At 73.6% G+C, this 12,898-nt stretch carries 10 protein-coding genes; 5 read left to right on the top strand and 5 right to left on the bottom strand.

Annotated features, from left to right (window positions below; genetic code table 11):
- Positions 1-5 precede the first annotated feature (5 nt).
- From ACFVYX_RS23270 to ACFVYX_RS23260, 3 genes are all read left to right on the top strand, one after another.
- Positions 6-2,225, top strand: coding sequence for an NADP-dependent isocitrate dehydrogenase (locus ACFVYX_RS23270; protein WP_389683356.1), 2,220 nt, complete (start codon positions 6-8; stop codon positions 2,223-2,225).
- A 138-nt stretch (positions 2,226-2,363) separates the two neighbouring features.
- On the top strand, positions 2,364-2,657 hold the full coding sequence (locus ACFVYX_RS23265; RefSeq protein WP_389683355.1) for a hypothetical protein: 294 nt from the start codon (positions 2,364-2,366) through the stop codon (positions 2,655-2,657).
- 98 nt (positions 2,658-2,755) lie between these two features.
- Complete coding sequence (locus ACFVYX_RS23260) at positions 2,756-4,399, top strand: sigma-70 family RNA polymerase sigma factor (protein WP_389683354.1); 1,644 nt, start codon at positions 2,756-2,758, stop codon at positions 4,397-4,399.
- An 11-nt stretch (positions 4,400-4,410) separates the two neighbouring features.
- Here the strand turns inward: ACFVYX_RS23260 and ACFVYX_RS23255 are convergent, their stop codons facing one another.
- From ACFVYX_RS23255 to ACFVYX_RS23235, 5 genes are all read right to left on the bottom strand, one after another.
- Positions 4,411-5,298 carry a CAP domain-containing protein gene (locus tag ACFVYX_RS23255; RefSeq protein ID WP_389683353.1) on the bottom strand — a complete coding sequence of 296 codons (888 nt, stop codon included), beginning with the start codon at positions 5,296-5,298 and terminating at the stop codon, positions 4,411-4,413.
- 160 nt (positions 5,299-5,458) lie between these two features.
- On the bottom strand, positions 5,459-6,331 hold the full coding sequence (locus ACFVYX_RS23250) for a universal stress protein (protein WP_389683352.1): 873 nt from the start codon (positions 6,329-6,331) through the stop codon (positions 5,459-5,461).
- Between the two features lie 159 nt (positions 6,332-6,490).
- On the bottom strand, positions 6,491-7,978 hold the full coding sequence (locus ACFVYX_RS23245; RefSeq protein WP_389683351.1) for an acyl-CoA dehydrogenase: 1,488 nt from the start codon (positions 7,976-7,978) through the stop codon (positions 6,491-6,493).
- Between the two features lie 161 nt (positions 7,979-8,139).
- Positions 8,140-8,595, bottom strand: a complete 456-nt coding sequence (locus ACFVYX_RS23240) for an RrF2 family transcriptional regulator (RefSeq protein WP_389683350.1) — start codon at positions 8,593-8,595, stop codon at positions 8,140-8,142.
- A 268-nt stretch (positions 8,596-8,863) separates the two neighbouring features.
- Positions 8,864-9,901: an NAD-dependent epimerase/dehydratase family protein gene (locus ACFVYX_RS23235; RefSeq protein WP_389683349.1), complete on the bottom strand. Its 1,038-nt coding sequence runs from the start codon at positions 9,899-9,901 to the stop codon at positions 8,864-8,866.
- Between the two features lie 176 nt (positions 9,902-10,077).
- Between ACFVYX_RS23235 and ACFVYX_RS23230 the strand changes: the two genes are divergently transcribed.
- Complete coding sequence (locus tag ACFVYX_RS23230; protein ID WP_389683348.1) at positions 10,078-10,320, top strand: DUF5133 domain-containing protein; 243 nt, start codon at positions 10,078-10,080, stop codon at positions 10,318-10,320.
- A 193-nt stretch (positions 10,321-10,513) separates the two neighbouring features.
- Positions 10,514-12,895: an ATP-binding cassette domain-containing protein gene (locus ACFVYX_RS23225; protein ID WP_389683347.1), complete on the top strand. Its 2,382-nt coding sequence runs from the start codon at positions 10,514-10,516 to the stop codon at positions 12,893-12,895.
- The last annotated feature ends 3 nt before the right edge of the window (positions 12,896-12,898 follow it).

The following is a 12,898-nucleotide window of genomic DNA, read 5'->3' as shown; positions in this document are numbered from 1 at the left end:
CCCTGGTGACTGACTCGACCATCATCTACACCCACACTGACGAGGCGCCTGCCCTGGCGACGTACTCGTTCCTGCCCGTGATCCAGGCGTATGCCTCGCAGGCCGGCGTCACGGTCGAGACGCGGGACATCTCCCTCGCGGGCCGCATCATCGCCGTCTTCCCCGAGTTCCTCGAGGAGGGCCAGCGCATCCCCGACGCCCTCTCCGAGCTCGGTGACCTGGCCAAGACGCCCGGCGTCAACATCATCAAGCTGCCGAACGTCTCGGCGTCCATCCCGCAGCTCAAGGCCGCCATCGCCGAGCTCCAGGCGCAGGGCTACGCCCTCCCGGACTACCCGGACGACCCGCGGACGGACCAGGACAAGGACGTCCGCGCCCGTTACGACAAGATCAAGGGCTCGGCCGTCAACCCGGTCCTGCGCGAGGGCAACTCCGACCGCCGCGCGCCCGGCTCGGTGAAGAACTACGCCAAGGCCCACCCGCACCGCATGGGCGCCTGGACCTCCGAGTCCAAGACCAACGTCGCCACGATGAGCGAGAACGACTTCGCCTCCACGGAGAAGTCCACCGTCATCACCGCGGACGACACCCTCCGCTTCGAGTTCACCGCCGCCGACGGCACCACCAGCGAGCTCCGCGAGCCGCTGAAGGTCATCGCCGGCGAGGTCGTCGACGCCGCCGTCATGCGCGCCGCCGCCCTGCGTACCTTCCTCGGCGAGCAGGTCGCCCGCGCCAAGGCCGAGAACGTGCTCTTCTCCGTGCACCTCAAGGCCACGATGATGAAGGTCTCCGACCCGATCGTCTTCGGCCACGTCGTCCGCGCCTTCTTCCCGGCGACCTTCGCCAAGTACGGCGAGGTCCTCGCCGCCGCCGGCCTCTCCCCGAACGACGGCCTGGGCGGCGTCCTGAAGGGCCTGGAGTCCCTCCCGCAGGGCGAGGAGATCAAGGCCTCCTTCGAGGCCGAGCTCGCCGCGGGCCCCGCCCTGGCGATGGTCGACTCCGACAAGGGCATCACCAACCTGCACGTGCCGTCCGACGTCATCGTCGACGCCTCGATGCCGGCCATGATCCGCACCTCCGGCCACATGTGGGGCCCGGACGGCCAGGAGGCCGACACCCTCGCGGTCCTCCCGGACCACAGCTACTCCGGCGTGTACCAGGTCGTCATCGACGACTGCCGCGCCCACGGCGCCTTCGACCCGTCGACGATGGGCTCCGTCCCGAACGTCGGCCTCATGGCGCAGAAGGCCGAGGAGTACGGCTCCCACGACAAGACCTTCGAGATCGCCCAGGCCGGCACCGTCCGCCTCGTCGACTCCGCGGGCAACGTCGTCCTGGAGCAGGAGGTCGCCGAGGGCGACATCTTCCGCGCCTGCCAGACCAAGGACCTGCCCATCCAGGACTGGGTCAAGCTCGCCGTCACCCGCGCCCGCGCCACCGGTGCCCCGGCCGTCTTCTGGCTGGACGAGAACCGCGCCCACGACGCGCAGCTCATCGCCAAGGTCAAGACGTACCTCGCCGAGCACGACACCGAGGGCCTGGACATCCGGATCCTGTCCCCGGTCGAGGCCACCAAGTTCTCCCTTGAGCGCATCCGCCGCGGCGAGGACACCATCTCGGTCACCGGCAACGTCCTCCGCGACTACCTGACCGACCTCTTCCCCATCCTGGAGCTGGGCACCAGCGCCAAGATGCTGTCGGTCGTCCCGCTCATGGCGGGCGGCGGCCTCTTCGAGACCGGAGCCGGCGGCTCCGCCCCGAAGCACGTCCAGCAGCTCGTCAAGGAGAACTACCTCCGCTGGGACAGCCTCGGCGAGTTCTTCGCCCTGGCCGCCAGCTTCGAGCACCTCGCGACCACCACGGGCAACGGCCGCGCCCAGGTCCTCGCCGACACCCTCGACCGCGCCACCGGCACCTTCCTCAACGAGGACAAGTCGCCGACCCGTCGCCTCGGTGGTATCGACAACCGGGGAAGCCACTTCTACCTCGCCCTCTACTGGGCCCAGGAGCTGGCCGCCCAGACCGAGGACGCGGAGCTCGCCAAGGCCTTCGCCCCCCTGGCCGAGACCCTCTCGACCAACGAGCAGAAGATCGTCGACGAGCTGAACGCCGTCCAGGGCTCCCCGGCCGAGATCGGCGGCTACTACCAGCCCGACCCGGCCAAGGCCGCGGCCGTCATGCGCCCGTCCGCCACGTTCAACGAGGCCGTCGCCTCCCTCGCCTGACCGGCGCGAGACGCGACGAGACCGTGGCGTCCCTCGCCTGACCGGCGCGAGACCACCCGTACCGCCCCGGCCGGAACTCCTCCGGCCGGGGCGGTCCCGTCGGTGGCGCATCCGCCGTCCGGGTGTGAACCTGGATGGATGAGCTGGGCATCTTGGACGACCGCCGGTGTCTACACCGGGCGAGGTGGGGTGCTGACCGACGAGGCCGGCGTCGTCACGGGCGATCTGACCGTGCACACGACCTGGGCCGAGGGCGAAGCACGCGTGGCCGTGCAGTACAGCGGCGCATCCGACTGGTTCACCATGTCGGGGAGTCCCGTTCCGTGCGCGACGGAGGAGGAGAGCCGCGATCTCCACGACGACGTCGTGGCAGCAGTCCGGGAGGGGAACGGGGCCACGGTCCCGACCCTGCCCACGGCACCACCGGTGTAGGGTCCACGCGTCACGCACCGGAAATTAGTGTTATCCCTCCCGCGCCCACGGGTCTCCGAACGACGGGGGACTCGGACCAGGGATGAGGGAGCAGATCCATGCACAGCGACGAGCGCCGCACCACCGCGCTTGTGGAGGCGGCCAGGGCCGGTGACACGCATGCCAGGGACGCACTGGTACGCGCGTACCTCCCCCTCGTCCACAACATCGTCGGCCGCGCCCTCGACGGCCACGCCGACACCGACGACATCGTCCAGGAGACGATGGTCCGCGCCCTGGACGGCCTGACCGGCCTCCGCGACCCCGCCCGCTTCCGGTCCTGGCTCGTCGCCATCGCCATGAACGGGATACGGCGCCGCTGGCGCGAACGCCAGCAGGCGCCCGTGCCCGGCCTCGACCGGGCCACCGGCCTCCCCGACCCGGCCGGCGACTTCACCGAGGTCACCATCCTCCGGCTCGGCCTCTCCGGACAGCGCCGCGACGTCGCCCGCGCCACCCGCTGGCTCGACGAGGACGACCGCGAACTCCTCGCCCTCTGGTGGCTGGAGGCCGCGGGCGAGCTCACCCGCGCCGAACTCGCCGAGGGCCTCGGCGGGATCTCCCCCCGGCACGCCGCCGTCCGCGTCCAGCGGATGAAGGAACGCCTCGAGACCGGCCGGGCCGTCGTCCGCGCCCTGGACGCCCTGCCGATGTGCCCGGACCTCGCCGAGACCGTCACGGCCTGGGACGGCCGCCCGTCCCCGCTCTGGCGCAAGCGCGTCGCCCGCCACCTGCGGAGCTGCTCCGTCTGCACGGCGAGGGTGACCGGTCGCAGCGGCCTCGCACCCGTCGAAGGCCTCCTCGTGGGCCTCGGGCTCGTGCCCCCGCTCGCCGTCGGGTTCGCGGGCGGCGACACCCTCGAACCGGTGGCCCTCGCGGCGGCGAGCGGCGATGCGGGCGGGCCTGTCGCGGCGGGCGACGACCAGGCCATCGCACCTCTCGCACCCGGTGGGGACGGCCACGCCCCCGAACCCTTCGCACCTGCCGGGCACGGGAACGCCTCTGAACCCGTCGCACCCGCCGGGCACGGCCACGCCCCTGAACCCGCCGCCTTCGACGCCGTCTCCCGGCGGCCATCGCTCCGGCGGGCCGGGCTGGCCGGAGCCGCGGCCGTCGCCGTCCTCGGGGCGGTCACCCTGCTCGTACCGCAGGAGCCGCACGCGCGCGTGAAGCCGGGCAGGCCCGCCGCCACGCCCCCCGGGGTCCCCTCCCCGGCCCCGACGACCCCGGTCCCGGCCGCCACCGTCGCCGCGCCCGCCCCGACGACCATCCCGCCGGCACCCCGCCGTACCGTCCGCCCCACGCCGGCGCCGACGCCCGACACCGGGGAACAGGTGACCCGACTCGTCAACCGGCTGAGGGCCGCGGAGGGCTGCGCGCCGCTGCGCGTCGACCCCCGGCTCACCGAGGCGGCCCGCCGGTACGCCCGCGACATGGCCGCGCGCGGCTACTACGGACACGCCGACCCCGAGGGTGAGTTCGCGGACGCGCGGATCACCGCCGCCGGTTACGAGTGGAGCGCCTGGGCTGAGAACCTCGCCCGGGGCGCGGCCGATCCGGCGTCCGTCGTCGGCGGCTGGACGGACGGCGCGATGCACGAGAAGAACATGCTGGACTGCCGCTACCGGGACACCGGAGTCGCGTCGGTGCCCGGTCCCGGCGGCACGATCTGGGTGCAGAAGCTGGCCGCTCCCGCCTCCTGACGTCCCGGGGCTCAATGCTTGCCGACGCCGAAGTTCTGCACCCACCAGGGGCCGTCGGCGGTGAGGGCCACCCCCACCCCGATGTCCTTGAAGGAACAGTTGAGGATGTTCGCCCGGTGGCCGGAACTCTCCATCCAGTCGTCCATGACCTGGGCCGGCGTCTTGGGGCCGCGGTGGATGTTCTCCGCCCAGGTCGACCACGCGTACCCGGCCCGGCTCATGCGGTCGCCCGCGTCGCGGCCCTCCGGGCTCTCGTGCCGGTAGTAGTCACGGACGGACATGTCGTCGGCGTGCCCCTGGGCGGCGGCCCGCAGATGGCGCTCGTCGCGCAGCGGACCACAACCCGCCCGCTGCCGCTCGGCGTTGGCGAGCGCGACGACATCACGGACGAACCGCGCGGTCTTCCCCGCCGGCGCCTCGGCCCCCGTGCCCACGCCCTGCCGCCGCCCCTGCTCCTGGGGCCGTACGGGCTGCCGTTCCGGCTGCCGCTCCGACACCGCCATGGGTTCCGCCCGCCCGGCCGTGGGCCTGCCCGTCGGGACCTGTGTGCTGCCGGCGGTGGACCCCGGAGGGGTGACGGGACCGGCGACGACGGGCACGTCGGCCGTGGGGCCGGCGGCCGGGCGGGCCAGATAGACCCCGGCCGCCACGGTCAGCACGGCGGCCGCGGTTCCGGCGGCGGTGACGGCGGTGCGGAAGGACGGACGGCGGGGCAGGCGCCGTGGCCCGCCGCCCTTGCGGTGCCGTCCGTTCGCGCGGGCCGCCGGGTCCTCCGCCGGTACCGGCGCGGGCGCCGCCCCGTCGATGGGCTGACCGGAGTACACGGAAGGGCCGGCGCCCGGCGCGTGCTCGGCGCGTTCGGGGTCTCGTGGGTGGCCGGGACGGTCGTGGTACCGCATGGGGCTCCGCTCTCTCGCCGTGGTCGCCGGACGGTCCGGCGCTGGGGAGAGCCACCGGGGCAACGGCGGTAACTCTTTCCGGCCCCGTCCGCCCCGACACTCCTCGTCAACATGACACGTCAACCCGGCGCGTCGCGCCGCATCGACCACTCGAACCCTTTCAGTCCTGCGGGACGACCGCCACCGGACAGGGCGCGAGGTGGAGCGCCGCGTGCGCCACGGAACCGATCCGCGGGCCGAGGGCCCCCCGCTTGGCTCGGCGGCCGACCACCAGGAGCTGGGCGGCCCCCGAGGCGGAGAGCAGCACCTGACCGGCGCTGCCCAGCTCGACGTGCTCGGCGACCGGCACGTCCGGGTAGCGCTCGCGCCACGGCGCGAGGGCCTCACGCAGCGCCTTCTCCTCGTACGGGACGAGCCCGCCGGCCTCGTCGGCGAGCCGCATCGAGGCCGGGCTGTACGCGTAGAGCGCCGGGAGGCTCCACGCGCGCACGGCCCGCACCGAGGCGCCGCGCGCGGCGGCGGTCCCGAAGGCGAAGCGCAGCGCGGCGGCGCTGTCCTCCGGGCCGCCGAGCTGGCCGACGAGCACCTGTCCCGTGGGCGGTTCGGCCGGATCGCCGTCGCGGGACCTGACGGCCACCACCGGGCGGGTGGCGGCGGCGATGATCTGCTGTCCGTACGAACCGAGCAGGAAGCCGGCCACGGCCCCGTGGCCGCGCGAGCCGATGACGAGCATCTCGGCGCCCGCCTCGGTGCCGAGCAGGGCGGCGGCCGGCGTGTCGGTCAGCACCTCGGCCGTGAGCGCGAGCCCCGGGTAGCGGCCGGCGATCGTGGCCTCCGCCTCGCGTACGACGGCCTCGGCGGCGCGCTCCTGGGAGGGGCGGTCCTGGACCAGGGGCAGGTCTAGCCGCTCCCAGCGCCAGGCGTGCGCGAGTCGCAGCGGGAGCGCCCGGTGGAGGGCCTCGCGTGCGGCCCAGTCGGCCGCGGCGAGACTCTCCGGGGAACCGTCCACTCCTGCGACGATCTCACGGCTCATCAGAGGACCTCCGTATGTGCGGTGCCGGCCCCGCCGGAGCGGCGGGCCTTCGTCCTCTCAGCTTGGGCCCATCGGCGGCCCCGTGCGAGGGACGGACGTCCCGACATGCCGGTCCCCGCGTCGCTTCGTCCGCCGCACGCTCGCGCGGCGGATGGCCGGTCAGGCGAGCGGGGTGAGCCGCGCGTGGGTGCCGTTGAGGTAGTGGTCCCCGATGTCGCGGAGCCGGTGGGCCGCCTGTGTGGGGGCGGTCAGCGTACGGGCGTTGCGCCAGAAGCGGTCGAAGCCGGGGCCGCCGGTGCGGACGTCGGCGCCCGCCGTGCCGTCGACGAGTTCGAGGACGCGGGTGGTGATGTGCACGGCCGCCCGGCCGGTGACCGTCTCGGCCGCCGCCACCAGGACGGCGATGTCGGCGCGTTCCTCCGCGCCGAGCGAGCGGGCGGCGCGCAGACCGTGGGCGAGGGCGTCCGTCGCCCGCTCCACCACCGCGGCGGCGGCGTGCGCGGCCGTCGCCAGCTCCCCGTAGGCGAGGAGGAGGTACGGGTCGTCCCCGGCGCCGACCGGCTCGGATCCGTCCGCACCCGTGGGGCCTCCCGGGCGGCCCGCCGGTGCCGGTGCCGCCTGCCCGGCCCTGCGGAGGTCCCGGGCCTCGGCGAGCGCCCCCTCGGCGATGCCGAGCCCGACGTGCGCGAGGAGCAGTCGCAGGGCCGGCGGCGCGAGGGTGGTGAAGGGGGCGACGGCGTGCTCGTCGTGGGGGAGGGCGCCGAGGACGTCCTCGGGTCGCACCGGGACCCGGTCGAAGGTGACGGTGCCCGCGCCCGAGAGGCGCTGTCCCACCCGGTCCGCCCCGCCGTCGGTGAACACCCCGGGCCCTGCCGGATCCACCAGGACGACGAGCAGCTCGCCCGTGCCGACGGTGCGGGCCCCGACGACGAGCCGGTCGGCCACGGTCACGGCGGAGGCGAAGGCACGGCTCCCGTCGAGGATCCATCCGGCGCCGTCCTCGGCGGGGGTGAGCACGAGCCCGGGTCCGGTCTCGTCGCGCGGCGGTTCGACACCGCCGGCGAGCAGCCAGCGTTCCTCGGCCGTACGGACGTCGAGCGTGGGCCCGACGGCATGACCCGTGGTGCGCGAGTTCCCCGCGGGGCCGGTGGTGCGCCCGGTACTGGATCTCCGCGCGGGCCCGGTGGCGCGACCCCGGGTGCCGGACCGCCACCCGCTGTCCGGCTCTCGCCCGCTGTCCGGCTCTCGCCAGGTGCCGGACTTCTCGGCGGGGCCGAAGAGGCGGCTGGTCCAGGACAGCACGTAGTGGTGGGCGAGGAGTTCGCCGACCGAGCTGTCGGCGGCGGAGATCTCCCGTACGACCGCACACGCGGCCCGCCAGTCGGCGCCACGCCGGTCCGGTCGCGGTGCCGTGAGCAGGGCGGGAAGGCCGGCCTCCTGGAGCCGGGCGACCTCGTCGAAGGGCGCCTTCCCCGCCCGGTCCCTGGCGAGGGCGTCGACGGCCAGGTCGTCCGCGAGTTCGCGGGTGACGCGGGACCAGATCCCGTCGTCGGCGGGCCGGTCGGCGGGATGGCCACCCGGAACGCCGGCCGGTGCGGAGGCGGTGCGTATCGCTGGTCTCCTCGGCGATTTCCTCGGCGTGCTCACGTCACCTCACATGATCCCTAGTATCCCCACTGGAATAGTAGGGATGGCGGCAGAGAGGGATGCCCCGCCCCAAGGGGCGTCCGAAGGGTGGACAGTGCCGTCCCGATACATGAGACGAGGTCAAGAAGGAACAGGCCGGGCGGGGTTGACACCGCCGCCACTCAGGGGTTGGTCCAGGCCTCCGGGTCGTCCGTGAGCGCGACGATCCCGGCCGGCAGCTCGGCCGCCGCCACCTCGGCCAGGGACACCCCGAGCACCTCACGGACGCTCGCCCGGAGAGCGATCCAGAGGGGGAGCAGGGACTCGGCCGGTCCGGTGTACGACAGGTCGGGCGGCCGTTCCCCCCGGACGGAGACCAGAGGGCCGTCCACGCAGCGGATGACCTCCGCGACCGAGATCGACTCCGCGGGCCTGGCCAGCCAGTAGCCGCCGTTGCCGCCGCGCCGGCTCTGCACCAGACCGCCCTTGCGCATGTCGCCGAGGATGCCTTCGAGGAACTTGTGCGAGATGCCCTCGCCCTCGGCGATGGCCTCGGCCTTCAGCGGCCCCGCGTCCCCGGCGGCGGCGAGCTGGAGGGCGGCACGCACCGCGTAGTCGGCCCTGGCTGAAATGCGCATGCGCGCATTATCCCGCACGGCGGGACAGGCGGCCCGTACCGCACCGTTGACGCCGCCGGCGCCCGGTCGGACGTCTGACCGTCGGCCCCGAGTTCGCCCGCCGGCTCGACGTCGGCGCGGTCGTGCGACGCCAGCACGCCACCGGGCCGCGAGGCGGCGGGCGCCGCGATCCGCCTCGCCGACCGGCCCGCTGACGGCCTGCGGGGGCGCGGCGGCGGAGGATGCCCGGAGCTCGTCCGGACGCCCTCCGCCGAAGGCGAGTGGCCCGTCAGCCGACGCGGTGGCCCGTCAGAGGGCGCGTCGCGTCTCCCGCGCCCGCGCGCACCCCGCGCAGGAACGCTCCCAGAGCTTCCAGGGAACTCCGCGACGGCTCCCAGCCAAGCTCCTGCCGGGCCCGCTCCGTCGCCAGGAGCGGCATGTGGCGCAGGGCGTCGAAGAGCCCGGGGGAGGCCGGGGCGAGCCGCAGGTGCCAGGCCGCCGACAGGGCGCCCCGCACCGCGGCCGCCGGCACCCGTACCGGCCGGGCGTGCAGCAGCTCGCCCAGGGCCGCCCCGTCGATCACCGGCTCGGCGGCCAGGTTGAACGCCCCGCGGACGTCCCGCAGCAGCGCTCGCCGGTACGCGTCCGCGGCGTCCTCCGTGTGCAGGACCTGGAACCGCAGCCCGTCGAACTCCGGCAGCAGCGGCAGCAGTTCGGGCCGCATCAGCGGGCCGGGGAAGAACCGCCCCGCGAAGATCCGCCGCTGCTCGCTCGCCGACTCCTCCTTGAAGAGGAAGGCCGGACGCATCCGGACCACCCGGGTCAGCGGATGGTCCCGCTCGAAGGTGTCGAGGACCCGCTCCAGATAGGCCTTCTCCCGGGTGTACGCGGCGCCCGGCCAGCCGTGCGTCGGCCATGCCTCGGAGACCGGGGCACCGCCCGGAGGGCCGGGGGAGTACGCCCCGACCGAGGAGGCGTACACCAGGGCCGGCACGCGCGCCGCCGCGACGGCGTCGAAGACACGCACCGAGCCCAGGACGTTCGTCCGCCAGGTCTCCACCGGGTCGTGGGTCGGCCCGAACCGCCAGGCCAGGTGCACGACGGCGTCCGCGTCGGCGAGGTACCCCTCCAGCCGGGGTTCGTCCCCCTCTCGGGAGAGGTCCACCTCGGCCCACTCGACCCCGGGGAGGTCGAGGTCGGGCCGGCGGCGGGCGAGCCCCAGGACCGAGCCGACGCGCGGCTCGTCCGCCAGGACCCGGACCAGGCTGGTGCCCACATTGCCGGTGGCGCCGGTGACGACCACCCGCGAAATCGCGCTCGGGTTCATGTCTTCGACCCTCCGCCATGCACGGCCGGAGCGCACGCCGGGCAGGGCCCGGCGACCCGGTCCGGAACGGCGCCGCGGGGGTGTCGTCACCCACTGTGTCCGTGCGGGTCGCGGGCGTGGCGGACGACCGGGACTATGGAGCGACTCAGGACAGACTCACGCGACAGGAGGACCCCATGCTGCTGCCCGACAGGAACACGGTCGACCGGCTGCTCCGGCACTACCGCGCGCAGGAGCGGACCGTGCTGGCCAGGCCGTGCGACCTGTCGGCGCGCCGGCGCTTCGAGGACACGGCGTACACCCTGTGCGTCCTGATGGGAGAACGCACCGCCCGCGAGGCCGTCCACGCCGCCGAACGCTATGTGGCCGGAACCCGCCCGCCGTCCCGGCAGGCCTTGGAAGGCCTCCCGGGGGCCTGAACCGCACTGAAACCGCGCCGACCACTCCGAACCGCACCGACCACTCCGAACCGCACCGAACCGCGCCGAACCACACCAAAGCACGCCGAACCCGCGGACCCGGAACCCGGGATCGATCAGGATGTGAGAAGCGTCGCCGCCCGGCCGCCACTAGCGTGACAGCCAGGAACCCCGTGCGACAGCTGGAGAGATGATGAGCAAGGCCCCCAGGACGGACAGGCAGCCGCCGCACCCGGCCGACCGGCACGACCTGATCCGCGTGCACGGCGCGCGGGAGAACAACCTCAAGGACGTCAGCATCGAGATCCCGAAGCGCCGGCTCACGGTCTTCACGGGCGTCTCCGGCTCGGGCAAGAGCTCCCTCGTCTTCGACACGATCGCCGCGGAGTCGCAGCGGCTGATCAACGAGACGTACAGCTCCTTCGTCCAGGGTTTCATGCCGACCCTGGCACGGCCCGAGGTCGACGTACTCGACGGGCTGACCACCGCGATCATCGTCGACCAGCAGCGGATGGGCGCCGACCCGCGCTCCACGGTGGGCACCGCCACCGACGCCAACGCGATGCTCCGCATCCTCTTCAGCCGCCTCGGCAAGCCGCACATCGGCCCGCCCAGCGCGTACGCCTTCAACGTCCCCTCGGTCCGGGCCAGCGGAGCGATCACCGTCGAGGTCGGCGACAAGAAGGCCGTGAAGGCCACCTTCAACCGCACCGGCGGCATGTGCCCGCGATGCGAAGGCCGGGGCTCCGTCTCCGACATCGACCTCACCCAGCTCTACGACGACACCAAGTCGCTCGCCGAGGGCGCGCTCACCATCCCCGGCTACACCCAGGGCGGCTGGAACTACCGGCTCTACAGCGAGTCCGGCCTCGTCGACGCCGACAAGCCGATCCGCAAGTACACCAAGAGGGAACTGCACGCCTTCCTCCACCACGAGCCGACCCGCATGAAGATCGCGGGCATCAACATGACGTACGAAGGGCTGATCCCGAGGATCCAGAAGTCGTTCCTCGCCAAGGACAAGGAGGGGATGCAGCCGCACATCAGAGCGTTCGTCGAGCGGGCCGTGACCTTCACCACCTGCCCCGAGTGCGACGGCACCCGGCTCGCCGAGGGCGCCAGGGCCTCCAAGATCAAGCGGATCAGCATCGCCGACGCCTGCGCGATGCAGATCAGCGACCTGGCCACCTGGGTACGCGGCCTCAAGGAGCCTTCGGTGGCGCCGCTGCTCACCGCGCTCCAGCTGACCCTCGACTCGTTCGTGGAGATCGGCCTCGGCTATCTCTCCCTCGACCGGCCGGCAGGCACGCTCTCCGGCGGCGAGGCTCAGCGCGTCAAGATGATCCGGCACCTCGGCTCCTCGCTCACCGACGTCACCTACGTCTTCGACGAGCCCACCATCGGTCTCCACCCGCACGACATCCAGCGGATGAACGACCTGCTGCTCCAGCTGCGCGACAAGGGCAACACGGTGCTCGTCGTGGAGCACAAGCCGGAGACGATCGCGATCGCCGACCACGTCGTCGACCTCGGACCCGGAGCCGGCACGGCGGGCGGCACCGTCTGCTACGAGGGCACACTCGACGGGCTGCGGGCCGCGGACACCGTCACCGGCCGCCACCTCGACGACCGGGCCGCCGTCAAGGACGAGGTCCGGAAGCCGACCGGCACCCTGGAGATCCGGGGCGCGGCCACGCACAACCTGCGGAACGTCGACGTCGACATCCCGCTCGGGGTCCTCGCCGTCGTCACCGGCGTCGCCGGCTCCGGCAAGAGCTCGCTCGTGCACGGGTCGATCCGCCCGAGCGAGGACGTCGTCTCGATCGACCAGAGCCCGATCCGCGGCTCCCGCCGCAGCAACCCGGCCACGTACACCGGGCTGCTCGACCCGATCCGAAAGGCGTTCGCCAAGGCCAACGGCGTGAAGCCAGCGCTGTTCAGCGCCAACTCGGAGGGCGCCTGCCCCACATGCAACGGCGCGGGCGTCATCTACACCGACCTCGGGATGATGGCCGGCGTCTCCTCCACCTGCGAGGACTGCGAGGGCAAGCGATTCCAGGCGGCCGTACTCGCCTACCTGCTCGGCGGCCGTGACATCAGCGAGGTGCTCGCGATGCCCGTGACCGAGGCCCTGGAGTTCTTCGGCCCGGGCGAGGCGAGCACCCCGGCCGCGCAGCGCATCCTCGCCCGGCTCGCCGACGTGGGCCTCGGCTACCTCAGCCTCGGCCAGCCGCTGACCACGCTGTCCGGCGGCGAGCGCCAGCGGCTCAAGCTGGCCACGCACATGGGCGAGAAGGGCGGAATCTACATCCTCGACGAGCCGACCACCGGTCTGCACCTCGCCGATGTGGAGCAGCTGCTCGGCCTCCTCGACCGGCTCGTCGACTCCGGCAAGTCGGTCATCGTCGTCGAGCACCACCAGGCCGTCATGGCCCACGCCGACTGGATCATCGACCTCGGCCCCGGCGCCGGTCACGACGGCGGCCGCGTCGTCTTCGAGGGAACCCCCACCGAACTCGTGGCCGCCCGCTCCACCCTCACGGGCGAGCACCTGGCCGCGTACGTCGGCGTCTGACGG

Source organism: Streptomyces sp. NPDC058326, assembly GCF_042879855.1.
Classification (GTDB): domain Bacteria; phylum Actinomycetota; class Actinomycetes; order Streptomycetales; family Streptomycetaceae; genus Streptomyces.
Note: the sequence above shows the minus strand (reverse complement) of the source record. Positions and strands in the feature narration are given on the sequence as shown.